At 56.8% G+C, this 24,435-nt stretch carries 20 protein-coding genes; 12 read left to right on the forward strand and 8 right to left on the reverse strand.

Features of this window, described 5'->3' with window-relative positions; translation table 11 throughout:
* The first annotated feature begins 115 nt into the window (after positions 1-115).
* From ASF29_RS02475 to ASF29_RS02485, 3 genes are all read left to right on the forward strand, one after another.
* A complete protein-coding gene (locus ASF29_RS02475; RefSeq protein WP_062448173.1) occupies positions 116-1,642 on the forward strand; it encodes a sugar ABC transporter ATP-binding protein in 1,527 nt (508 codons plus the stop codon).
* A 40-nt stretch (positions 1,643-1,682) separates the two neighbouring features.
* The gene (locus ASF29_RS02480) at positions 1,683-2,696 is read left to right on the forward strand and encodes an ABC transporter permease (protein WP_062448174.1); all 1,014 of its coding nucleotides are present in this window, start codon (positions 1,683-1,685) and stop codon (positions 2,694-2,696) included.
* A gap of 67 nt (positions 2,697-2,763) precedes the next feature.
* A complete protein-coding gene (locus ASF29_RS02485) occupies positions 2,764-3,711 on the forward strand; it encodes a substrate-binding domain-containing protein (protein WP_062448176.1) in 948 nt (315 codons plus the stop codon).
* A gap of 51 nt (positions 3,712-3,762) precedes the next feature.
* Here the strand turns inward: ASF29_RS02485 and ASF29_RS02490 are convergent, their stop codons facing one another.
* The 3 genes from ASF29_RS02490 to ASF29_RS02500 all read right to left on the reverse strand — a co-directional run bounded on the left by ASF29_RS02490 (position 3,763) and on the right by ASF29_RS02500 (position 9,183).
* Entirely contained in the window at positions 3,763-5,016 is a 1,254-nt protein-coding gene (locus ASF29_RS02490; RefSeq protein WP_062448178.1) for an FAD-binding oxidoreductase, read from the reverse strand.
* Between the two features lie 82 nt (positions 5,017-5,098).
* The gene (locus ASF29_RS02495; RefSeq protein ID WP_082453343.1) at positions 5,099-6,667 is read right to left on the reverse strand and encodes a glycosyltransferase family 39 protein; all 1,569 of its coding nucleotides are present in this window, start codon (positions 6,665-6,667) and stop codon (positions 5,099-5,101) included.
* Positions 6,668-6,897: 230 nt separating this feature from the next.
* A complete protein-coding gene (locus ASF29_RS02500) occupies positions 6,898-9,183 on the reverse strand; it encodes an NADP-dependent malic enzyme (RefSeq protein ID WP_062448182.1) in 2,286 nt (761 codons plus the stop codon).
* A gap of 328 nt (positions 9,184-9,511) precedes the next feature.
* Between ASF29_RS02500 and ASF29_RS02505 the strand changes: the two genes are divergently transcribed.
* The 3 genes from ASF29_RS02505 to ASF29_RS02515 all read left to right on the forward strand — a co-directional run bounded on the left by ASF29_RS02505 (position 9,512) and on the right by ASF29_RS02515 (position 12,198).
* Complete coding sequence (locus ASF29_RS02505) at positions 9,512-10,945, forward strand: mannose-1-phosphate guanylyltransferase/mannose-6-phosphate isomerase (protein ID WP_062448184.1); 1,434 nt, start codon at positions 9,512-9,514, stop codon at positions 10,943-10,945.
* A 232-nt stretch (positions 10,946-11,177) separates the two neighbouring features.
* On the forward strand, positions 11,178-11,711 hold the full coding sequence (locus tag ASF29_RS02510; protein WP_062448186.1) for a DUF992 domain-containing protein: 534 nt from the start codon (positions 11,178-11,180) through the stop codon (positions 11,709-11,711).
* A 103-nt stretch (positions 11,712-11,814) separates the two neighbouring features.
* Entirely contained in the window at positions 11,815-12,198 is a 384-nt protein-coding gene (locus ASF29_RS02515) for a cytochrome c family protein (RefSeq protein WP_062448651.1), read from the forward strand.
* 3 nt (positions 12,199-12,201) lie between these two features.
* On the opposite strand, the gene recX is transcribed toward ASF29_RS02515, so the two are convergent.
* From recX to ASF29_RS02535, 4 genes are all read right to left on the reverse strand, one after another.
* Positions 12,202-12,750 carry a recombination regulator RecX gene (recX, locus tag ASF29_RS02520; RefSeq protein WP_062448188.1) on the reverse strand — a complete coding sequence of 183 codons (549 nt, stop codon included), beginning with the start codon at positions 12,748-12,750 and terminating at the stop codon, positions 12,202-12,204.
* Between the two features lie 82 nt (positions 12,751-12,832).
* Positions 12,833-13,975: an adenylate/guanylate cyclase domain-containing protein gene (locus ASF29_RS02525; RefSeq protein WP_244473475.1), complete on the reverse strand. Its 1,143-nt coding sequence runs from the start codon at positions 13,973-13,975 to the stop codon at positions 12,833-12,835.
* A 307-nt stretch (positions 13,976-14,282) separates the two neighbouring features.
* Complete coding sequence (locus ASF29_RS02530; RefSeq protein ID WP_062448191.1) at positions 14,283-14,513, reverse strand: helix-turn-helix transcriptional regulator; 231 nt, start codon at positions 14,511-14,513, stop codon at positions 14,283-14,285.
* 214 nt (positions 14,514-14,727) lie between these two features.
* A complete protein-coding gene (locus tag ASF29_RS02535; RefSeq protein ID WP_200925511.1) occupies positions 14,728-15,624 on the reverse strand; it encodes a helix-turn-helix domain-containing protein in 897 nt (298 codons plus the stop codon).
* Positions 15,625-15,710: 86 nt separating this feature from the next.
* On the opposite strand from ASF29_RS02535, the gene ASF29_RS02540 reads away from it, so the two are divergent.
* The 5 genes from ASF29_RS02540 to ASF29_RS02560 all read left to right on the forward strand — a co-directional run bounded on the left by ASF29_RS02540 (position 15,711) and on the right by ASF29_RS02560 (position 21,894).
* Entirely contained in the window at positions 15,711-16,982 is a 1,272-nt protein-coding gene (locus ASF29_RS02540) for a sugar ABC transporter substrate-binding protein (RefSeq protein ID WP_062448194.1), read from the forward strand.
* 78 nt (positions 16,983-17,060) lie between these two features.
* On the forward strand, positions 17,061-17,921 hold the full coding sequence (locus ASF29_RS02545) for a sugar ABC transporter permease (protein WP_062448197.1): 861 nt from the start codon (positions 17,061-17,063) through the stop codon (positions 17,919-17,921).
* Positions 17,918-18,754 carry a carbohydrate ABC transporter permease gene (locus ASF29_RS02550; RefSeq protein WP_062448198.1) on the forward strand — a complete coding sequence of 279 codons (837 nt, stop codon included), beginning with the start codon at positions 17,918-17,920 and terminating at the stop codon, positions 18,752-18,754. Before ASF29_RS02545 ends, ASF29_RS02550 begins: the two co-directional genes overlap by 4 nt.
* 15 nt (positions 18,755-18,769) lie before the next feature.
* The gene (gene ugpC / locus ASF29_RS02555; protein ID WP_062448200.1) at positions 18,770-19,855 is read left to right on the forward strand and encodes a sn-glycerol-3-phosphate ABC transporter ATP-binding protein UgpC; all 1,086 of its coding nucleotides are present in this window, start codon (positions 18,770-18,772) and stop codon (positions 19,853-19,855) included.
* A 35-nt stretch (positions 19,856-19,890) separates the two neighbouring features.
* Positions 19,891-21,894, forward strand: a complete 2,004-nt coding sequence (locus ASF29_RS02560; protein ID WP_062448201.1) for an aldo/keto reductase — start codon at positions 19,891-19,893, stop codon at positions 21,892-21,894.
* Between the two features lie 49 nt (positions 21,895-21,943).
* On the opposite strand, the gene ASF29_RS02565 is transcribed toward ASF29_RS02560, so the two are convergent.
* Positions 21,944-23,116, reverse strand: coding sequence for an AGE family epimerase/isomerase (locus ASF29_RS02565; RefSeq protein ID WP_156462518.1), 1,173 nt, complete (start codon positions 23,114-23,116; stop codon positions 21,944-21,946).
* A 356-nt stretch (positions 23,117-23,472) separates the two neighbouring features.
* On the opposite strand from ASF29_RS02565, the gene bcsN reads away from it, so the two are divergent.
* Entirely contained in the window at positions 23,473-24,357 is an 885-nt protein-coding gene (gene bcsN / locus ASF29_RS02570) for a cellulose biosynthesis protein BcsN (protein ID WP_062448652.1), read from the forward strand.
* The last annotated feature ends 78 nt before the right edge of the window (positions 24,358-24,435 follow it).

Raw genomic sequence — 24,435 nt, forward strand, 5'->3', positions numbered from 1 at the left:
GATCCGTCAAATACGATCACGCAAATCTGTTCGTAAACGCAGATGTAAACCTTTACATCACCAGTGTAAAGGTTTACATCGATTTCAGACGTAGGGAGACGTCTGGAGGGTTTTCATGGATGCTGAGATGGCTGACGACCGCGGCACAGTGCTGTCTGCGCGGCGTATTTCCAAATCTTTCAACGGTGTACAGGTGCTTTTCAGCATCAATTTCGACCTGAAAGCCGGAGAAATCCATGCGTTGATGGGTGAAAACGGCGCTGGAAAATCAACGCTCGTGAAGGTTCTGTCTGGGTTCGAGCAGCCGAGCACCGGTGAAATTCTTCTTGACGGCAAACCAGTCAAGTTGCCGCCAAATGGCCTGGCAGAAGCCCTGGGGATTGTCATCATCCATCAGGAATTCAATCTGGCAGAGCACCTCACAGTGACGGAAAGTCTGTTTCTCGGTCGGGAGTTGACCCATTTCGGCGTTCTCGATCGAAAGGCCATGCGGGGAGAGACCCGCCGCGTTCTGGACCTCCTGGGGTGCCACGTCGATGAAAACGCGATGATTGGCACACTGTCTGTGGCCGAAAAGCAGATGGTGGAAATTGCCAAGGCCATCAGCCGCGATGCGCGTATCGTTTTTATGGATGAGCCTACAGCGGTGCTTTCGCGGGAAGAAACCAATTACCTGTTCGAACAGGTTCGCAAGTTGCGAGACAAGGGCACGAGCTTTGTGTTCGTGTCGCACAAGCTGGACGAAGTCATGGAGCTGACGGATCGCGTTACCGTCCTGCGCGACGGTCACTGGGTGAAGACTGCGCCCACGGCTCTTCTTGATGGCGAAGCAATTGCACAGCTGATGGTCGGGCGGGAATTGTCCAGCCTTTATCCAGCCAAGCGGGAACCTGACGTGGACGAGAAGATCGTTCTCAGCGTCCGTGGCGTGTCCACCAAATATGTGCAGGATGCCAGCTTCGATCTTCGCAAAGGCGAGATCATCGGGTTTTCGGGCTTGATCGGCTCCGGTCGCACCGAACTTGCCGAGGCTATTGTCGGGCTGCGTGGGCGTTCGTCGGGCGAGGTCGAGGTCAATGGCAAGCTTTTACCGCAGCATGATCTCCACGCAGCCATCGACGCCGGTCTGGCCTATATGACCAAGGATCGCAAATCCAAAGGACTGCTTCTCAATGCGGGCATGTCCCTGAATCTGACGCTTCAGTCGCTGGAGCGACATGGAAAGTTTGGATATCTCAGCTCATCGAGCGAGGCCAGATCGCTTGAGCGTGCGCGCAGACGTTTCGATATCCGCGTGCGTGATGGCAGCGTTGTCGTTGGGCGCATGTCGGGTGGCAACCAGCAGAAATTGCTTTTGGCCAAGGTCATGGAGACAGAGCCCAAAATCATCATCATCGATGAGCCGACGCGCGGCATTGATGTGGGTACCAAGCAGCAGATTTATCACTTCATATCCGCATTGGCACGCGACGGACATTCGGTCGTCGTCGTTTCCTCGGAGATGCAGGAGGTCATCGGGCTTTGCACCCGCGTTGCAGTCATGCGCGAAGGGCGCGTGGTCGGCATGCTGGAAGGCGACGAAATCAACGAAAGAGAAATCATGCGCTATGCGGCAGGCCTGAAAACCAAGGCGGCGGCATAGCGGCGGTCGCAAGACCGATGGGAAGGGGCGGGAGGTCAATTTGAGCACGAGCGTGAGTGATAACAGCAAGGAAAAGCGTGGGAGGCGGTCGCTGCGTGATGTGGATTTGCGGGCAGTGGCACCCTTTATCGCTCTCTTCCTGCTATTGGTCGTCGGGGCCATGGTCAATCCGAATTTCATCAGCATCAATAACCTTGCCAACGTGGCCACGCGTAGTGCGTTTATTGCGATCATTGCGGTTGGTGCGACATTCGTCATCTCGGCGGGCGATCTCGACCTGTCGGTGGGATCGATGGTGGCCTTCGTCGCCAGCCTGATGATCCTTCTGATGAATTCCGGCGCGGTGGCCGATCCGGCAATGATGCTGGTTCTGGCCGTGGTTTTCACGCTGATTGCCGGTTCGCTCTGTGGTCTCGCCAACGGCTTGATCACCACAGTCGGCAAGATCGAACCATTTATCGCCACCCTTGGTACGATGGGTGTCTATCGCGGGCTGACCACATGGCTGTCGCAGGGGGGCGCCATCACCCTGCGCGAGCCGCAGTTGCAGACAATGTACCGTCCCGCTTATTTCGGATCGTTTCTGGGCGTGCCGTTTCCGATCATCGTCATTCTGGTCGTGACGGCGATTGCTGCCTTCATTCTGTATCGGACCCGTTACGGTCGCCATGTCACCGCGGTTGGTTCCAATCGTGATGTCGCCAAATATTCCGGGGTTGCCGTCAACCGTGTGCGAACCATCGCCTTCGTCATTCAGGGTCTATGCGTCGCCATCGCTGTTCTTCTCTATGTTCCACGTCTCGGTTCTACATCGGCCACGACAGGCATGATGTGGGAATTGCAGGCGATCACTGCCGTCGTCGTTGGCGGTACGGCGCTGAAGGGCGGCGCTGGCCGCGTCTGGGGCACCATCTGCGGTGCGTTCATTCTGGAACTCGTGGGCAACATCATGCTGCTGTCGAACTTCATCAGCGAATATCTGATCGGAGCGATACAGGGCGCGATCATCATCATCGCCATGCTGGTTCAGCGTTCGCTGATGAGGCGGTCGTAAGGTTACCGGGTCAACGGGTCGCCCGGTTTAGAAAATCGAGACCTTTTTTTGTGTGGGAGGAAAACACATGCGGAAGACACTGTTGGGAGCGGCTGTGGCGCTGTTGGCGCTAAGCGGGGCAGTTCAGGCACAAGACAAGAAAGTGACCATCGGGGTTTCCATCCCTGCAGCCGACCACGGCTGGACGGCTGGCGTCGTTTATCATGCCGAACGCGTGGCTAAACTGTTGATGCAGGAACATCCGGGTCTCAATGTCATCGTGAAGACATCGCCGGACGCCGCAACTCAGGCCAATGCCGTGCAGGACCTTGAAACGCAGGGCATCGACGCCTTGGTTATTCTGCCGTCAGACCCGGATCCTCTGGTCAACGCCATTAAACAGGTGAAGGATAACGGAAAGTTCGTGACACTGGTGGACCGTGCACCGAGCGTCAACGACGACACGGTGCGTGACCTCTACGTTGCGGGCAACAATCCTGCATTGGGCGAAGTCGCTGGCAAATATATTGCCGAAACCACGCCGGAAGCACAGGTCGTCGTCATTCGCGGTCTGCCCATTCCAATCGACCAGCAGCGTCAGGACGGTTTTGACAAGGGCATCGCCGGTTCTAAGGTGAAAATTCTGGATCGCCAGTTCGGCAACTGGAACCGCGACGACGCTTTCAAGGTCATGCAAGACTACCTGACGAAGTATCCGAAAATCGATGTCGTCTGGTGCCAGGATGACGATATGGCAGTGGGCGTTCTTCAGGCCATCGAGCAGGCAAAGCGCACCGACATTCAGTATGTCGTCGCCGGTGCCGGTTCCAAAGACATGATCAAGAAGGTCATGGATGGCGACAAGATGATCCCCGTCGACGTGCTTTATCCGCCAGCCATGGTCGCAACGGCCATGCAGCTGACCGCCGCCAACTTCTACGATCAGGTTCCCGTGCGTGGCACCTATATTCTCGATGCGACGCTGGTGACGAAGGACAATGCCGAGAGCTTTTACTTCCCCGACTCTCCGTTCTGATCGCTGACGACTATGGCAAAGGCCCGTTCGAAAGAGCGGGCCTTTCGTCTGTCAGGAAAAGCGGCTGGCCCGGAACGGATCGACCGGGATGGCGGTATCCTCGCCCTGAATGAGCTGCGTGACGAGTTTTGCCGTTGCGGCAGACTGTGTCAGGCCCAGATGGCCATGGCCGAACGCGTAGATGACATCGCTGCTTGCGCGTGAGCGGCCGATTACCGGAAGGCAATCGGGCATGGAAGGTCTGAACCCCATCCACTGCCTGCCGCCCTCGGTTTTCAATCCCGGCAGGAACCGGCTTGCCTTCTTCAGAAGGGCTTCGGAGCGACGGAAATTCGGCGGCAGGTCGAGCCCGCCCAATTCAACCGCACCACCGACACGAATGCCTGACGAGAGCGGCGTCACGACGAAGGCATGATCGTTGAAATAAAGCTGGCGCGTCAGGTCGAAAGAGCCGGATGGAAGCGTCGTATTGTAGCCGCGCTCGGTTTCCAGCGGCACAGTATTCCCAACAGACGTAGCGAGCGGTCTCGACCAAGCCCCGCAGGCTATAACGACTTTGTCCGCGTCGATCTTCTCGCCATTTGTCAGAGCGACAATGGTGCTTTCGCCGACCGTGTCGATGCGGCTCGCTTCACCTTTTCGCAGCACTGCTCCGCGCGCTATGACGAGATCGACGATTGCGCGTGTAAACTCATAGGGGTCGGCGACCTGCAAGCCGCCAGGCGTGAAAATCGCATTTTGAAACTGCGGCGCCAGACCGGGCTGTAATTGTTCAATGTCCTGTCGCGAAACACGAGAAAAAGCGACCCCCGCACGCTCCTTCTCGTCCCAGTCTTTTTGCGCAGCGTCGAAACTGGCTCTGGTGTCATAGAGGTCTAGTGTGCCGGTGTTTGAGATGAAGTGCGACAGTTCTGGCATTGCAGCCACGTTCTGCATCTCTCGTGCGGCAAGCGCCATCATCGAAATTTGGACGTTCAGGCCGTGGCGAAACCGACGCGGAGAACTTGCTTTCCGAAAACGCCACAGCCATGGAGCGATCTTCAAGGCGTAGGCTGGTGGCACGCTGAGCGGGCCTAGCGGGTCTATCAGCCACCGAGGTGCTTTTCGCATGATACCGGGTGCCGGAATCGGGATGATTTCGGGAAAGGCGAGTATTCCAGCATTGCCCGAGCTGGCGCCACGGGCAATCTCCCCCCGCTCAAGAAACGTCACCGACTTGCCTGCGTTTTGTAGATAAAGCGCGGACATGGCACCGATGATGCCCGTGCCGATGACCAGCACTTCGCATTTTGCAGAAGGGTTCATTAAAAACATCCCACGAGTTGATGTTCTGAGATATCAAGTTAAATGCAAACTGTCGACAGGCAGGGGCGGTGGGGAGCCGCGCTTATTTTCTGATGATGTTGTCCGGTCTGACGATGGTATAGTTGACGCGCATCAGCTTGTTCTCGACAGGGTAATACATCGGAAGATCCAAGCGGGAGCTTTTGACGTCTTTCAGTTCAACCTTCATCTGTTCCTCAAGCCATTCCGACAATTGCGGGACTTCCAAGTCGTTTCCAACCCAGACCATCAGCGCGGGATGAGATTCGGATATGGCAAAGGGCGGATCGTAATCATCATAGATGGTCGTCGCGACAGGCACATCTTTAAAAACGAACCGGAGGTTTCCGCCGGTTGGCCAGTTGGGCGTGACGATGACGGAAGGAGATAGTTTTTCGATCTCCACGATATGGCGCTGAAAAGCCTCCCAGTCGTAGTTGGAATTCGAGGTTCGACCGAGCGAGGCCATCAGCGGGTGTGTAACCAGAAGTGCGACCGGCACCAGTGCCATCATGATCAGGGGAATAGTCAGAAACCGGCTGACGAAACGATCCAGGTCGGCAACATAACGCTCGAGATAAAGGGCCGCGAGTATGGGGCCGGGCAACAGCAGAGGCAATAGCCATCTGTCTCGCAACTCCGTCATGGTCGTTGTCAGGATGACGATTGCCATCAAGACTGCGATAGCGATGAAGTAATGCAGGAAAAAGCGAAACCAGACGCTCTGTGTCTTGCGCGGCAGTTTTTGCTCCCGCCATGCCGATAAACCCAGCAGCAAAGCCGGCACCGCTGCAATGATAAGCGATCCGGCAACGAAGCGAGCAAGTCCGCGACCGACCTGCAAAAAGCGATTGTCGGGTGCGTCTTCCGCCATACGCTGCAGCGTTACCTCTGATGCAAAGGCAAGATTGTGCACAAGCCAGAATAGGTGCGGCAAAAAGACGAGGACACTGATGGCGATCGTCAGCATGAAACGTTTATCCAGCAGGCGGGCGCGACCCTGCGGGTGAAACCAGACGGCTACAAGAAGTGCGGGCAAGGCCAGCGCGAAATTGTATTTGGAGAGCATCCCCAGACCCGCTGCTACACCGACGAGAATGTAGCCCATGAGTGTCGGGCGCTGGATCAGCCGGATACTGCCATACAGCAGCAGTGCGAAGGTCAGCATCAACATTGCAGTGTGAGTGAGGTCACGCTGCGCTTGCCAGAACATTTGCGGAATGACGAAGAGCGTGAATGCTGCAACGACGACAAAGCGTCTGTTGTCCAGCACCAGTTCTGCAATTTTCACGTAAACGGCGAAAAACAGAAAAAGAATCAAATTCTTGGCGAGTGCGACCGTCGCCATCGACGTGCCGAACACCGTAAAGATCGCCTGCTGATACCAGTTGTAGAGCGGGGGCTGTGCATCATAGCCAAGCGCCAGCCACTGGGCAAAAAGAACCTGCTGCGCCTCGTCGACCCGCAGCGCTGCCGGCACCAGCTGGCGTATGATGATCTGCAGGAGGAAGTAAGCCCCGAAAAGCGCAATGACCGCATTCGGGCTATCGGCAAGGCAGGAGGAAAACCTTTTCAGAACTCCCTCGCTCCTGTCGCCCATTAGCGTTTCAGCCGTTTTTTCGGATCTTTGCATGCCCCGTCCGTGTCGTTGCTAAGCGACAGAATCCCGCGTCGCTTGCCTGATCCGCGTGACAAATCTGAACTATGTGGCCGAACCGTGAACGGTCCTGCCACATTTAGTTTTTTTTGGTTCTTGTGTGAAGGACTGTGGCGAAAATGCAGTGCTGAAATGGCGGGGTCTCGCCAACACGTGAATATCGTCGTGTTTTAGAAATGACGCCCCATAGACGGGGCGTTCGTCCCTCAGTTTGCGTTATAGGCTGCGATCGCCGCCATGTTGACGATATCGCTGTCCTTTGCGCCCATCGCGGTGATCTGTACGGACTTGTCGAGACCGACCAGAAGAGGGCCGATGACGGTGGCACCGCCCAGTTCCTGCAACATTTTCGTCGAAATGGATGCCGAGTGAATGGCGGGCATGACGAGAACGTTGGCGGGGCCGGAAAGACCGGCGAACGGATACTGGCTTTGCATTTTCTGGTGATTGAGCGCGACATCTGCGGCCATCTCGCCATCGACCTCGAAGTTCACATTGCGCTTGTCGAGGATGCGGACGGCCTCGCGCACCTTTTCGGACCGTTCACCCAGAGGATGGCCGAAGGTGGAGTAGGCGAGCATGGCCACACGCGGCTCATAGCCGAAGCGGCGTGCAAGCCCTGCGGCCTCTACGGCGATATCGGCAAGATCCTCGGCCGAGGGCATGTCGTGAACAGCGGTATCGGCAACGAAGACTGTGCGGTTGCGTGATACGACAAGCGAAACGCCGATGACACGGTGGCCGGGCTTGGTGTTGATGCAGCGACGAACGTCTTCCAGCGCGGTGGAGTAGTTTCTCGTCGTGCCCGTTACCATGGCGTCGGCATCGCCCAGCGCTACCATGCAGGCAGCAAAGTGGTTGCGGTCGTTATGCACCAACCGTTGCACATCGCGCAGCAGGAAGCCCTGGCGCTGAAGGCGGGCGTAGAGATAATCGATATAGGTCTCGACACGCTCTGAAAGGCGGGCATTGGTGATCTTGATATTCGGACGGTCGAGATCGATACCGGCACGTTCGGCATTGGCGCGAATAATATCGTCACGTCCCAGCAGAATGGCGGTGCCAAGGCCCTGCGCGGTGAAAGAGATCGCCGCACGCATGACCTGCTCCTCTTCCGCTTCCGTAAAGACGACGCGCTTTGGCGACTGGCGAATCCGCTCGTAAAGGCGCTGCGTCGTGGATGCCATCGGGTCGCGGCGAGCGGAGAGTTCGCGGGCGTAGGCCTCGAGGTCGCCGATTTCGCGCCGTGCCACACCGGTTTCGATGGCCGCACGTGCGACAGCCACCGGAATGGCGGAAATCAGGCGCGGATCGAAGGGGACGGGAATGATATATTGAGCGCCGAAGCGCGGACGCACACCCTGATACGCGGCTGCAACATCATCGGGAACGTCTTCCCGCGCTAGGTCGGCCAGCGCCTTGGCCGCTGCGATCTTCATGGCATCGTTGATCTGGCTTGCGCGCACATCCAGCGCGCCGCGGAAGATATAGGGAAAGCCCAGAACGTTGTTGACCTGATTGGGGTAGTCCGAGCGGCCCGTCGCCATGATCGCGTCGTCGCGAATACGCGCCACTTCTTCGGGCGTGATTTCCGGATCCGGATTGGCCATGGCGAAGATGATGGGTCTTGGGGCCATTGAACGGATCATCTCTTCGGAGAAGGCTCCCTTCTGCGACAGGCCGAAAACGACATCTGCGCCTTCCATGGCCTGCGCCAGCGTGCGGTTATCGGTTTTCACCGCATGGGCGGACTTCCACTGGTTCATGCCCTCGCTGCGGCCCTGGTAAATCACACCCTTCGTATCGCAAAGGGTGATATTTGCCGGGTTGAAGCCCATGGCCTTGATCAGGTCCATGCAGGCGATTGCTGCAGCACCTGCGCCGTTACACACGAGTTTGGTCGTCTTGAAGTCGCGGCCGGTCAAAGCGATCGCATTGATGAGGCCTGCGGCTGCAATGATGGCCGTGCCATGCTGGTCGTCATGGAAAACGGGAATATCCATGATCTCGCGCAACCGGCTTTCGATGATGAAGCATTCCGGGGCCTTGATATCCTCGAGATTGATGCCGCCGAAGGATGGGCCGAGATAGCGCACGCAGTTGATGAACTCGTCGGCATCTTCCGTATCAACCTCCAGATCGATGGAGTCGACATCGGCGAAACGCTTGAACAGAACCGACTTGCCTTCCATGACAGGCTTGGAGGCAAGCGCGCCCAGATTGCCGAGACCCAGAATGGCCGTGCCATTGGATATGACGGCAACCATGTTTCCACGGGTGGTGTAATCATAGGCCGTTTCCGGGTTGTCGGCGATTGCCTTGACCGGTACGGCGACACCCGGAGAATAGGCCAGCGACAAATCGCGCTGGGTTGCCATTGGCTTGGTGGGGGTGATCTCCAGCTTGCCGGGTCGCCCCTGCGAGTGAAAGTCCAGCGCTTCCTGATCGGTTACGGATGTCTTGCCGCTTGCGGCTTTGGTTTTGTCCGACATGTTCCCCCACCTTTTCTCATCTCTTTTTAAAACAGTGGGCGTAGTTATTGCGTTTTCTATGAAAGTGCCAAGTCTTCAAGGCATTTTAAAACAAGAAAACGAAGGATACAGGGAGAGAGCGAACGCTTCAATCGATTAGCAGTTCGCATTTTTCCGGAACCCGAGGCCTATGTCACCGTTCGTCCATTGGCTGCTTTTGGTAAAACGGGCGACTGGACACAGGATATGGTTGTAGCCTTGGCGGAAATACGACCTTGGCATCCGTGTTCACACATGTTTTGCTGACAGCCGTTACAGAATGATATTTCGACATTTGAAAGGGCATGACGTGAGCACACAGAACCGAAAGATTATCCCGGTGCTTCTGGCAGGCGGGGCAGGATCGAGATTGTGGCCAGTTTCTCGCGATCAGCTACCCAAGCAGTTTCAACCGCTTGTCGGCGAGTTTTCTACGTATCAGCAGACATTGAGACGCGTGAGCGACAGCACGATCTACGATGAGCCAATGGTCATCACCAATGAGGATTTCCGCTTTTTCGCGCTCAGGCAGGCCGAGGAAGTCGATGTTCCTGCGACGGTCGTTTTGGAACCTGCGCGTCGCGATAGCGCCGCTGCGATGGCCGCCGCAGCCGTTTTGGCTGAGCGCCGGGAGCCAGGCTCCCTCGTTCTCGCGCTCGCTGCCGACCACGTGGTGTTGGACAGCGACCGCTTTACCGATGCCGTCAAACTGGGTGCCGAGGCCGCAGCGCAAGGCAATATCGTCGTTTTTGGACTGACCCCGACCGAGCCGCGCACATCCTACGGTTATATCAACCCGGGACAGCCTATCGATGGCAACGAAGACCTCTGTGTTGTCGAAGCCTTCGTGGAAAAGCCCGACGAGGAGACGGCGATTTCGTACGTGGAGAAAGGTTACCTGTGGAACTCGGGCAATTTTCTCTTCAGGGCGGATGTGATGATTGCGGAACTCGCAGCACATGCACCGGAGATTCTCGAAGCCGTCACGCGGTCTGTGGACCTTTTTGAAAGCGATCTGGGGTTTGTCCGGTTGGACAAGGAAAGCTTCGAAGCGTCGCCGAAAAACTCCATCGATTACGCCGTCATCGAAAACACCAAACGTATGGCCGTGGTGCGCGGCCACTTCCGTTGGTCGGATATTGGAAGCTGGGATGCAATCTGGGAAATCGCCGATAAGCAGGGCGATGGCAACGCCGTCGAAGGGCAGGGCATTTTCGTGGACTCTGAAGGCTGCCTCATTCACTCCAACAGCATCCTGACCACTGTCGTTGGTGCCAAGGATCTTGTTGTGGTGGCCACCAAGGATGCTGTGCTGGTAACGCCAAAGGACCGTGTCCAAAGCGTAAAGGGTCTTGTCGAAGCCTTGAAAGAGGACAGCAACCACGCCCGCAAGACCGAAATACACAAGCGCGCCTACCGGCCCTGGGGCCATATCGAACAGACCGATTCCGGCCCGCGTTTCCGCGTCAGCCATCTCAAGGTAGAGCCTGGCCACAAGATTTCGCTCCAGCAGCACTACCATCGCTCCGAGCACTGGATCATCGTGAGAGGAACAGCAACGGTGACGATCGAGGAGGAGACGCGCCTGCTGACCGAAAACGAGTCCATCTATATCCCGATCGGCAAGCAGCATCGCCTCGCAAATGAGGGGAAAATACCGCTTGAGATCATCGAGATTCAGACGGGCTCCTATTTTGGCGACGATGACATCATTCGCCTGAAGGATGACTACAAGCGGGCTTGACCTTCGAAGATGTGCGGGAAATGCCAAGTGCTGAGACGCCCTCAATCCGCCTCAACCGCGCCCCAATGGGCTCTTAGCACTTTGAATATTGCTGATTCCTCCCAAGGAATACGGAGTGATGGATAGCGTGGATCGTTTTCGTGGAACAAACGTTACTCCTGCGCCATTCATTACGCGGAAGGGCAGGCGGGCTGTTGGGGCTAGAAAAAAGATTAAAACAGGAGAAGACAAAATGAAAAAGGCTTTAGCCGTAACCTTCGCCGCAATGACACTGGGCCTTGGTGGCACCGCCAGCGCAATTGCTGCCGATCTGGCGACCTACCCTGAGCCAGCCTACCAGGATCAGGATGACCGCAACGGCGTGAAAATCGGCTACCTGACGTGTGAAGTCGGTGGTGGCGTAGGTTATGTCATCGGTTCGGCCAAGGAACTTGATTGCACATTCCAGTCTACCACGGGCGCACGTCGCACCGACCATTACAGCGGCGCAATTCGCAAGATGGGTGTAGACCTTGGTTTCACAACGCAGGGCAAGCTTGTCTGGGCCGTCTTCGCTCCGACCGCCGGCTACCATAAGGGTTCGCTTGGTGGCCTCTATCAGGGTGCTACCGCCGAAGCCACTGTTGGCCTTGGCGTTGGCGCAAATGTCCTGGTGGGCGGTACTGCCGGATCGATCCAGCTTCAGACTGTCAGCGTCACTGGCCAGGTTGGCTTGAATCTCGCTGCCACGGGTACATCGGTTACGTTGAACCCCATCAGCGGCTGATATCGCCTCTGTCAATCTGACGCATTCGCTCTACGCCCTTTTCGTCTTATAGATGAAGAGGGCGTTTTGCTGCGCGAGATAGAAGCCGGATATTGATATGAAAATGAAGCTGAACTGTCTCACCGCATTCCTTTTCCTCTTCCCACTCTCGGCGGTCCATGCAGACGGAGATGCTGCCAGTGGCGAACGCGCTTTCAGTAAATGCTCTGCCTGCCACAGCATCGAAAACCCGCGCACGCGTATGGGTCCGCATTTGATGGGCGTCGTGGGGCGACCCGCAGGTTCGGTCGCGGATTACAAATATTCCCAAGCCATGAAGGATGCCGGGTCAACTGGAATGATCTGGAATGAGGATAATCTTCGGGCATTTCTGTCCAGCCCCAAGAAAAAGGTACCCGGCACCTCCATGCGTTTTTTTGGCCTATGGAGTGAAAGCGAGATCAACGATCTGATCGCTTACATGAAAACCGTCGAAGCACCGAAGTAGACGTCAGAGCGATTTTTCGAACAATATCGTCTCGGCCTCCTCCAGGCTCATTTTGTAGACCCGGCTCGCGATCTCGAAACTGTATCCGTTGCGCGCAAATGCCGAGATTTCCTTGTTCATTCGTTTCTGGTCTGACTCTTCGCGGCGAAACGGACCGAAGCGGCGTTTCCGGGCCATGATCACCGCGGCGTAAAGGTCGTCTGTTTCGCTGAGTGCCTGTTCGGTGATCTCCTTGGCAACGCCTTTGATGCTGAGCTTCTGCGCGATGGCGCGGCGTGACTTTCCGCCCCGTATGGCGGATCGGGTAGCGCTTTCGGCATAAGCGACGTCATCGAGTGCCTTGATGTCGTAGGCGAATTTAACCGCGGCATTGGCAAGCGCTTCGATCTGTTCCGGGCTGATGTCTTCGAATTTCTGTTTTGCCTTGCGGGTTATGGCATCGAAAAGCTGACGCTCGGTCATCATCCGCCGCTCCAACCGATAGATGGTGGAGTTGCGTACCCAGGTGAGCATTCTGGCTGTCGGGGCCACCCGTGTTTCCGCGTCGTCCATTGCGGGCTTCGATTCCTCGTGAGTCGCGATCAGTTCGTCGGTGTTTTACGCAAAACGGCGCAGGCGTTAAACCCTGACGGCCTTATTGAGCTTGACTCACCGGTAGTGCAAAAACATTGATGGGGGTGTCTAGACCGCGCAAAGTCTGTGCGCCGATATTCTCAAAATTCCTGATGGGTCCGGCCATTTCCACGAAGGTCTCGGACATCAAAACCGGACGCTTTATCGTCTTTGTCAGGCTCTCAAGCCGTGAAGCAATATTCACCGCCGGGCCGATGACGGTGAAATCAAGTCGGCTTTTCGAGCCGATATTGCCGTACATGACATCCCCTACATGCACGCCGATACCGTAGCCCAAAGGCTCGTGTCCGCGTTCAATATTGGTGGCGTTCAATGCTTCCAGATGTACCTGCGCTTCCTCGATGGCGGTGATCAGGTTGGAGCATGCATCCGGGTCGCTGAGCGGGAAAATTGCCAGCAGGCCATCGCCCATGAATTTCAGAATTTCGCCACCGAATTTCTCGATCGGTTCGGACATGGCATCAAAATAGGCGTTGAGCAGTTCGATGACATCGTCACGTGGCCACATATCGGAAATATGGGTGAAGTCACGCAGATCGCAGATCAGAATGGCGGCCCCGACGGTCGTGCCGCTGCCGCGCCGGGTCGCCCCGTCAAGAATGGCCTGGCTGGCATGGGGTCCGACATAAGTTTCAAGCAGGGTGCGGGCTATTCGGTTTTTGAGACGGATTTCCGAAACGAGAGATATGGCCGGAACGAGGGTGCGCAACAACTCGATTTCCGCATCGGTAAACCCGCCTGGGCGATCGCTGGAGAAGGTCAGGACATGGCGTTTTCCAAACGTGTGTAATAGCGGCCAGGCGCAATATTCCGTCAGGCCCTCGGCCCGCAGATCGGTATAGATACTCGACTCGCCTTCAATGGGTGGGGCATCCAGCCGGAAGCGGATTTCCGGCGCGCCGGAATGAATTTGGTAGATCGGGCTGTTGCGATATTCTGGGCTGTTTTCCAGGCCATAGGCATAGGTCGTGAATTCGGCCTCTTCCAGGCCGCGAGACCACAACATGCGCGCGCCGCGCCATTGCGGATGTTCGACCATGAAACTGAGAGACCCACGCGCGACGGAAACGCCCGCATCGTTCAGCCTACCGCACAGTTCCACGAATATATTGTCGATAAAGCGCTGATTGCTGGTTTCCAGCATCAGCCAGTTGAGTATGGCATGGGGCCTGGTCGGCCAAAGATCGTATGCGGCAGGGGAGTGGGACAGGCCAGCGGAATGTGCTTCTGTCATGAACATCTCACAGTCAGGTAACGAGAACCGAATTCGTCCATCGAAGCGCTGTGCCTGATGTACGCCCTGCATGTGGTACGCGGCATTGCCGTTTTTAAGGGGATGAATGAATAGGTCAGACAATAAGTTCTATTTTCTCGCCCGTCGCGTGTGACGCAAAATCACACTGGCATGACGGGCGAGGCTATGCCCCACTGATATGGGGCAGATATCGGCGTCAGACGATGTCTGAAAGCGGAATTTGCAGTGCTGCGGCAACGCGCTGGATGTGTGACGGGTTGATATCGGAACCGTCTTCGAGCGCGGTGATTTCCTGAGTGGTCAATCCGCAGGTGATGGCCAACTGCTCGACCGTGTAGCCACAGCTACTACGAGCGGCGGCAATTTTCGACGCAAATGGCGCGTGGGTTTCGTTACTGGAATGCGGTTGAGAAACAGATATTGTCATTATAATCTCCCTAGAATGGACATTGAATGGAACCGGGGTCCATCGGAGCTACCGGGATTTAATGCGGCCGCGCTGCGTAAGGAGAGGCTATGCTGCAACGCAGCACGGAAAATAGCCATCTTTTGGCTGCGATCAATAGTTAAATTTTCGTAAGGATTTCGCGGTTAACGCCAAAACCTGATCCTGCGTCATAGCTCTGCGTCGCCACAGCGTTTTACGTCGTCAGATTATAGCGCATGTCGCGTCTGAAATCGGATGGCGACATCCCGGCAACCTGACGAAACGCCTTGTTGAAGGCGCTGACAGAACCAAAGCCACTTTCCATTGCGACTTGCAGAATGTTGTCGTTATCGTTGATCAGCATGGCCTGGGCGCGCGAAAGCCTCAGCAGCGTCAAATATTTGATCAGCGTCATGCCGGTTGATCTGCGGAACAGGTTCATCGCGTATTTTGGGTGTAAACTTGCGGAGCGGGCAATGTCTGTTGCATCGATGTCTTCCAGAAAATTTGCCGCGATGAAGTCGCACATGCGCACCACACTCGCCGAATGGGTGCCTTCGGTATCGCTCGATTTGCCCTCATGCGAAGCCGGCAATATAACGGTGTAGGGCTCCAGGAACATTCGCTCGACGCGCAGCAACAGTTCTTCGACGGCGTTCTCAGCTTTCATCGGATCGTCGGAATTGGCGTAACGGAACCAGCGCGAAAAGTTCTCATCGTCGGATGGGTCGGTAACGGAAGTGACCATCGTGGCACCGCCCATCAGCTTGGCGGAAACCGCAACGGGCAGACGCATGCGAAAGAAATGTACGAGCGGCAGATGCGCCCCTGCATAGAAAGAATCTTCCGAAGACCAATCCATCTGGTGCGCCTGCCCACCCCAGAAAAGGCACATCTGCCCCGCCTCCAGACGCAGCGAATGGTCCCCCATCCGATAATGAACGCTGCCTGATGTCACATAGTTTATCTCGATTTGCGCGTGCCAGTGCGGCATCAGCATGATGGAGGGATGGGTACGGAAAAACTGCAATTTCGTCGGTGCGCCTTCGATGCTGCTGGCACCAGGATGATAGACCGCTTTTTCTCCGACCTTACTTTCCGCCAAATCGATGTTCCCTTTCTACGAGACAGATTTTCTTCTCCCGTTAATCTGCCCGTGTCGTTGGAGGACGGCAATTGAAAAATGGGAGATTTTCAATGAGTTTCAAACTGATCGGTGCGTCCGTGTCGCTTGCGTTGCTTGCTGCTGCACCTGCTGCGGCGCAATCCACCATTACCATCTGGAGCTGGGACGTCGCCGCATCGGCGCTGAAGTCCGCGACTGAAGGTTTCAATAAGAAATATCCTGACATCAAGGTGGACGTTCAAGACCTTGGCAACAATCAGGTCTATGACAAGGCGCTGGCTGCCTGTGCTGCGGGTGGAGAGGGGCTGCCTGACATCGTCACCGTTGAAAATTTCGAAGCCGAAGTCTTCTGGAGCCGCTTCCCGGACTGCTTCACCGATGCAACGGCATTAGGTTACACGCCCGAAAAACAGGCGCTTTTCCCTGACTTTAAACGGGCCGAGCTTGAAGTCGATGGTGTTGCCTATGCAGTTCCATGGGATTCCGGCCCCGTCACAATGTTCTATCGGCGCGATTTCTACGAAAAGGCCGGTGTCGATCCGGCCACGATCAAGACCTGGGATGATTTCATCGCGGCTGGCAAGAAAGTCATGGCTGCCAACCCTGGCACAGTCATGACCCAGGCCAACTTTAACGGCGACAGCGAATGGTTCCGTATGATGGCCAACGAGCAGGGATGCGGTTACTTTTCGACCGATGGCCAAACCATTACCATCAACCAACCCGCCTGTGTTTCCACGCTCGAAAAGCTCAAGCAGATGAGGGACGCGGGCATTATCACGGCTGCCATCTGGGACGAAAAAATCCAGGCCAACTCGGCCGGGAAAGTCGCCACCCAGATGTATGGTGGCTGGTATGAAGGTACGATCCGCTCAGGCTCACCCGACCTCGCTGGCAAATGGGGCGTTTACGCCATGCCAAGCCTGACGGCTGATGGTCCGCATGCGGCAAATCTGGGTGGCTCATCGCTGGCCATCAGCTCTGCCTCGCAGCACAAGGAAGATGCGTGGAAGTTTGTCGACTATGCGCTTCTGACAAATGACGGTCAGGTCACAATGCTGAAGTCCTTCGGACTTGTGCCTTCGCTTCTGTCGTCCGACAAGGACCCGTTCGTGAAGGAGCCGCAGGCGTACTGGGGCGGTCAGGCCATCTGGTCCGACATTCTCTCGACATTGCCGAAGATCGTCCCGAGCCGCGGTACGGCCTTCCAGGCCGATGCGGAAGGAATCTACCGCGCTACGCAGACCAAGTATCTGGCCGGGGGCTTCCCCGATGCCAAGACGGCGCTCGACGACGCAGCCAAGCAGATCGAGACGGCAACAGGCGTGCCGATCGCCGAATAGCTTCCCAAGCCGACCGTTGCCGGACGCTTTCTGCGGAAAGCGTCCGGCAGAAATCCCTTCTGGCTTCGTGAGGTCGATATGCCGTTGCGCAACAGGGTCGCATATGCGTTTCTTGCCCCCTATCTCCTGATCTTCGCCACTTTCTGGTTGTGGCCCATCATCAGTGCGTTTCTGATGTCTTTTCAGAATACGCGCATCAATCCCTGGCGTTTTGCACCATCACTCAACTGGGGGCGGTTGATCGCCGACCCTGCTTTTTACAATGCGCTCCAGAATACGCTGATCATTCTCATCGTTCAGGTGCCGGTTATGATCGCGCTCGCCACCATCATGGCGGTGCTGCTGAACTCGCCGCTCTTGAAGGCGCGCCCGCTCTATCGTTTCGCCTTTTTCGCGCCCGTGGTGGTTGGTGAAGTCGCCTATGCGGCCGTATTTCGGCTGATGTTCAGCGCTGACTTCGGTATCGTCAACAAGCTCATCACATCCGTGGGACTGGCGCCGGTGGCGTGGTTCGACAATTCCACCGCGGCCATGGCACTCATCATCATCGCCGTCACATGGCGCTGGGCAGGTTACAACGCCATCATCATTCTGGCCGGATTGCAATCCATCCCCGGAGATGTCTACGAAGCCGCAACCCTGGACAATGTCAGCAAACGACAGCAGTTCCTGCACATCACCCTGCCATTGCTCAAGCCCATCATCATGTTCTGTGTCGTGCTGTCCGTTATCGGCACCATGCAGCTCTTTACCGAGCCGTTCCTCATCACCAATCGCGGCGGCCCGGGCGGAGCAACGGAGACATTGGGTATCCTCCTTTACCGGCAGGGCTTCACCTCGCTCAACTTCGGCTATGCCTCTGCAATCGCCTATACGATTGCCGCGCTGGCGGTAGTCATCTCCCTGTTCAATCTATGGGTGGGAAGGGAAGCCAAATGAAGTCCAAGTCGAAGTCTCTTCTCTGGCAAAAAATAGCGCTTCATGCGGCGCTGACACCGCTTGCCATCATCTGGCTCTTCCCGATCTGGGTCATGTTCGTGTTCTCGACAATGCCGGATTACGGCATATTCAGTCCTGATATCGAGTTGCTGCCATCCACGCATTTCGTGGAAAACTTCAAAAATCTGCAGGCGGATACGGATTTCCTGCGTGCCATGTTCATCTCTATCGGTGTGGCGGTGATCTATACTGTCGTCTCCGTCATGTTGACCTCCATGGCAGGCTGGGCACTGGCGCGCTATCGCTTCGCCGGGCGCTCCGTCGTCATCGCCATCATTCTCGGCACGATCACCTTGCCCTATGCCGTCGTCGTCATTCCGCAGTTCATCATGGTGGCCCGCGAGTTCAAGCTCGCCAACACCTGGGTGGCGCTGATCGTGCCACCGCTCTTCAACTCGCTGGGCGTGCTGTTCATGCGGCAATCCTTCACGATGATGCCGGGTGAGCTGTTCGATGCGGCCCGTGTGGAAGGCGTCAAGGAATGGCAGATTTTCCTGCGCATTGCCCTGCCGTTGGCACGGCCAACCATGGCGGCGCTGTCTATCATCCTGTTTCTGGCGTCCTGGAACAACTACCTCTGGCCACTGCTGATCAACTCCCGCCCGGGCATGATGACGGCACCCGTCGCGCTTGGAACGTTGATCGGCCTCACCAAGGTTTCCTGGGGTGGCATCATGGCAGGGGCCATGCTGTTGACGGCGCCTATTCTCGTCATTTTCGTGCTGTTGCAGCGTCATTTCATCGCCGGCATTTCTGCCGGTGCCGTCAAGTAATCCGGGAGGAACCGCATGGCGGACCTGTCACTCAAGAACGTCGTCAAACGTTATGGCTCGCTGGAGGTCATCCACGGAGCCGATCTGGAGATTGCGGATGGCGAATTCGTCGTCTTCGTTGGTCCTTCTGGCTGCGGCAAGTCTACGCTGCTTCGCATGATTGCTGGACTGGAAGATATCTCCGGCGGTGAGATCAGCATTGGCGGCAAGGTGGTCAACGATGCCGAACCCACGGATCGCGGTATCGCCATGGTGTTCCAGTCCTACGCGCTTTATCCGCATATGACGGTGGAGGAAAATCTGTCCTTCGGCCTTCGCATGAATGGTAACCCCAAGGCCGACACGGCACAGCGGGTGAAGCGTGCCGCGGATATCCTTCAGATCGACGAACTGATGCAACGCCGCCCCAAACAACTGTCCGGCGGGCAGCGGCAGCGTGTTGCCATCGGTCGCGCGATCGTGCGTCAACCACGGGTCTTCCTTTTCGATGAGCCGCTGTCGAACCTCGACGCCGAGTTGCGCGTGCAGATGCGTGTGGAAATTTCGAGGCTTCACAAGCAACTCGGCACGACGATGATCTATGTCACCCACGACCAGACCGAAGCGATGACGTTGGCCGACAAGATCGTGGTGCTGCGAGCGGGCAACATCGAACAGGTGGGTGCGCCGCTCGATCTCTACGACGACCCCGCCAACCGTTTCGTTGCCGGCTTTGTCGGTTCGCCCAAGATGAATTTCCTGCCCGGCAAAGTCATCGCTCAGGGATCGGGCTCCGTTACCGTTGGCCTGAAGGATGATCCCGGCGTGGTGCTGACATTGCCGGTTACGTCGTCCGTTGAGACCGGCAGCGATGTCACGCTGGGTGTACGCCCCGAACATTTCGGCAATGCCGGGGCGGGCGACGCAGATCTCGGCGTGGATGTCGATGTCGCAGAGCATCTCGGCAATACCAGTTACGTCTATGCCCGCATGGCCGGTGACGTACCGCTGATCATCGAGCGGCCGGAATCGAGACATTCCGCCGATCAGCAACGCATGACCGTCGCGATCTTTGCGGCCAAGACCTTTCTTTTTGACAGCGCGGGCGCTCGCCTTCGCTGAGACGACGATCCCAAGACAATAGAATGAGGATTTCCATGACTGACGTTCAACCCATCCGCTGGGGCATCATCGGACCCGGCACCATTGCCCGCACCTTTGCAGATGGTATCGCGCATTCCCGGACAGGAAAGCTGGAGGCGATTGCCAGCCGCAATCCGGATAAGCCTGGCCTTGCCGACGGATTTCCCGGTGCGCGTATCCTACACGGTTACGATGCCCTGTTGAGCGATCCCGATATCGACGCAGTGTACATTGCCACGCCCCATACCGGCCATGCCGAATGGGCCATCAAGGCGGTGCGCGCCGGTAAACATGTGCTGGTGGAAAAGCCCATCGCGCTGTCGGCTTATGATGCTGATGCCATTTTTCACGAGGCTCGCAAGGCGGGCGTCTTTGCTGGCGAAGCCTACATGTATCGCCTCCATCCGCAGACGGCAAAAATCATCGAACTGGTCAAAAGCGGCACGATCGGCGACGTGCGCATCATCCGTTCGAGCTTCGGCTTCAATATGGGTGGCTTCAAGCCGGAACACCGGTTGTTTGCCAACGAGGCTGCCGGTGGTGGCATTCTCGATGTCGGCGGCTATCCGGTGTCCATGGTTCGGCTGATCGCAGGTGCGGTTGCTGGCAAGCCGGTGCTGGAGCCGGAAAAAGTTTCCGGCGCGGCCTATCTGGGTCAGTCCGGTGTCGATGAATGGGCATCTGCCGTGCTGAAATTTCCAAACGGAATCGTCGCGGAAGTCTCATGCTCGATCATGGCTCAACAGGACAATGTGCTGCGCATCATCGGTTCGCAGGGACGCATCGAGGTTGAGAATTTCTGGTTCGCATCCGGCCATAAGGGCGGTGTCGGCAAGATCGACATCATCAAGGGCGATGACAGACAGACCGTTGAAGTTCGCGAAGACGGATGGCTGTATGCGTTCGAAGTCGATGCGGCAGGCGAGGCCATTCGCGCAGGAAAACCCGAATTTGCCTATCCCGGCATGGGCTGGGCGGATTCGCTGGGCAATCTGCGTGTGATGGATCAATGGCGGCAGTCCATTGGCCTGGAATATGGCGTGGAAACGGCAGCCAAACGGGTCTCCAATATTGCAGGCGGCATGGTCAAGGCAGGCGGTGCAGTTCCAAAGCGCAGCATTCCGGGGCTCGCCAAGCCCGCATCCGTCGTCGCGCTTGGCTTCGAATTCTTCCCCAATTTTGCATCGGCCTCACTGACGCTGGATACGTTCTACGAGGCGGGTGGAAATCTCTTCGACACGGCGTACGTTTATGGTGGTGGCAAGACGGAGGCGATTTTCGGAGATTGGCACACCAGCCGCAACGTGCCCCGTGAAGACATCGTCCTCATCGGCAAGGGTGCGCATTCCCCACTCTGCTATCCCGACATGATCTCCAAGCAGCTCGACCAGTCTCTTCAGCGTCTCAAGACGGATTATGTCGATATTTATTTCATGCATCGAGACAATACGGATGTGCCGGTCGACGAATTCGTGGATGCCATGGATGCGGAAGTGAAGCGCGGTCGTATTCGCGGTATCTTCGGTGGCTCCAACTGGACCCGCGAACGAATGGACGAGGCCGCCGCCTATGCCCACAAAAACGGAAAGGCTGCGCCCGCAGCCTTGTCCAACAATTTCTCGCTTGCAGAGATGCTCGATCCGATCTGGGCAGGCTGCGTTGCCGCTTCCGACGACACATGGAAAGAATGGCAGAATGCCCATCAGATTCCGAATTTCGCATGGTCGAGCCAAGGACGCGGATTCTTTACGGATAGGGCCGGTCGCGACAAGCGCGATGACGAGGAGATTGTTCGTGTCTGGTATTCGGACCACAATTTCGAGCGGCGGGACCGCGCGATACAGCTCGCCAAGGAGCTTGGTCGCGATCCTATTCATATCGCGTTGGCCTATGTGATTGCGCAGCCTTTCCCCGTCATTCCGCTGATCGGCCCGCGTACGGTGGCTGAGCTTGAAGACAGCCTGTCTGCTCTCGACATCAACCTCACGCCTGAACAGATCCGTTGGCTGGAAGCATAGTCTGCACAAACGAAGGGCCGCTTTCGCCGAAGCGGCCCTTTGAACGGAACTATGCGGCCATTTCTTTCAGAGCATCTTCCAACTCATAGATCGCGCAGACAATGTGATAAAACGTGCTGGCTGGTGCAGGTTCATCGATCATGGGCGCATCATGTGGCCATCTGTCGAACCATAGTCCTGAAATTGGCGTATCGAGAAATGGCTGCAAAGCCCCGATGGCGCGCACGGCAGACGACAAATAGCGGTATCGCTCCTCGCCATGCGCGACGCACGCCAATCTGACTGCTGCTTTCAGCCATTCCGTTTGCGGCCACAGCCGCGCAAGCGGATCGTGAACGCTGAAATCGTCATGAAGACTCATGACAGCCACCTTTCGGCGCGCGCATATGCCGTATTTCTCTCCGATCTCGAAGAGACGCTTTGCTTTTGAGATCGCGTCATTGTCCTTGCGGAGTTTGCCCCAGCGAGTCAGGAGCCATGCCCATTCGAATTGATGGCCGGGCTCCATGATTCGCCCCTTGTCGCCGGGCATGGGTGCCCAGTTGTGGTCGAAAAACTCACGTAGCCCACCCGATTGTGGGTCGATGAATTTCTCCATTGCAAGCGAGGCGACTTCGTCGGCCAGCTCGCGCCAGGGTCCATCGGGATCGACGACTTCCCATGCGAGCATCGCTTCGAAGAAATGCATATGTGGGTTGGAGCACAAGGGTTCGCGAGGCGGATTTGCTTCTTCAAATCCAATGACCGGGTGGGCATAATCGCGCTGGAGCACTTGGAGAATGCCAAGCGCCCGAATTTGCATTTCGTCCCGTCTTTCCGGAAAGACGAGGGCCGTCTGGGCAGCCGCAAATAGAGCGAATGCCTGATTGTAGAAGTCGAATGTCGGATCGGTTAATTTGCCGGAAGCGTCCGCTAGATTGCCGTACAGGCCGTTTTCGAGGCGAAAGACCTGATCGAACCAGTGCAGACCATGATCAACGGCCTTGCGCCAGTCTCCATTCCAGCCTCTCTGTCCGGCGGCGGCGTAGCAATAAGCTTGTCTTGGCTGTACACGGGCCCGGCGGTTATCACCGAGCATCGGTTTCGCGTCCTGTCCGATGCGCTCGTAAAAACCGCCATCAGGTTTGCCCGCGCCAACTTTCCACCACAGGGGCAGAGCGTCCTGGTCAAGCCAGCGCTTTAGTCGCTTGGCCTCTTCTAAGAGTTGGCTCGTTGCACTCATCGGTTGATCTGCCATTTCCGTTCCGTTTCCTGCCTGCGTTTTTAAAGCGGGTCCAATAGCTCCCTACAACCCCAATTCGGCAGCTTCGGCAAAGTTCCATCGACGTCAGGCTCAGCTTAAGGCTTATCCGACAACGTATGAGCAAGATTTGATATTGCTAATTCGGCGGCCTCACGTATTCCATGAACATGGTTTGGTCATCACTGATTCGTTGCGCACGCGACCTTCCCGGCATGCTGAATGTTGCCGGTGCGGCGGCGGGAAAGTCCGCTGCCTTCGTTCTATTGCCTTGTGTAGCGGTGGTGCTCTCTGGCTGTAATAACCCAGGCGGCATTCGACCGTCCGGTGCGCCGAAAATGCTGCCGCCGGAAGAGGCGCTGATTTTTCCTCCTCCGGGAGGCCCCGAGGTTATCAACGTCATCAACCGCACCTATTCGAACGCCGTTCAGCAGGAGGTCATCCTGCGATCCGACGCACGAACGCCTGGGCAGAATTATCTCAAGATCGAGCTGTTTGGCCCGCAGCGCGCTGAAGACACCGGCAAGGACGGCTTATCCAGCAGCAGCCTGCGCGCCTCATCCATATCGCGTGAAATCCGCTCTGCTTTTCCGGGCGCGCAATTGGCAACATCCGCCGAGTATCTGCAAAACGCCTATGGTGCTTTTTCCTATGCGTCGGGACGTGGTGCGGGAGACGATTCCTGCATTTACGCATGGCAGCGCATCCGTTCGCCGGAGGATATGAGGCAGGGCTTCCAGAATCTCGGGCGGATCAATGTCACGCTGCGGCTTTGCCAGTCCGGCGTCACCACGCGTGACCTTCTTACGGTCATGTATAATTACACGATAACGGGCAGCTATGATGCCGCGGGCTGGAACCCCTATGGTACCGCGCAAAAGCCACCGGATGGTATGGGCCGATCAGGTAACCCCACCTATCCCGTGACGGCAACCGAATTTCCAATGCAGCCCGGCATACAGACGCCGAGCGCTCCGGCCGTTCAGCGCTCTGCGCCTGCGGTGCGCCGGGTCGTCGTCCAGCAGCAACAGCCTGCCGCGCCGCCGGTCGTTGTCTCACCGGCACCCGCCCGGGTACTGATTCCCTCGCCAACGGGTGCAATGCCAGGGTCCGCACGTCCGGCAGATGTCGCGGCACCCGCACCGCGTCCGGAAACGAGACGTGTGGTCATTCCCTCGCCTGATTGCGCATCGTCGGGGCAAGGATCGCAAAGATGCAATTAACCAATTTAGTATTGTCTTGCGTATAAAGCGTCTTCCCGTGGCATCGTCGTCGGGCGGTCTGTCGGGTGTCGGGGCGAT

The organism is Rhizobium sp. Leaf262, assembly GCF_001422245.1.
In the GTDB taxonomy this organism is placed as follows: Bacteria; Pseudomonadota; Alphaproteobacteria; order Rhizobiales; family Rhizobiaceae; genus Agrobacterium.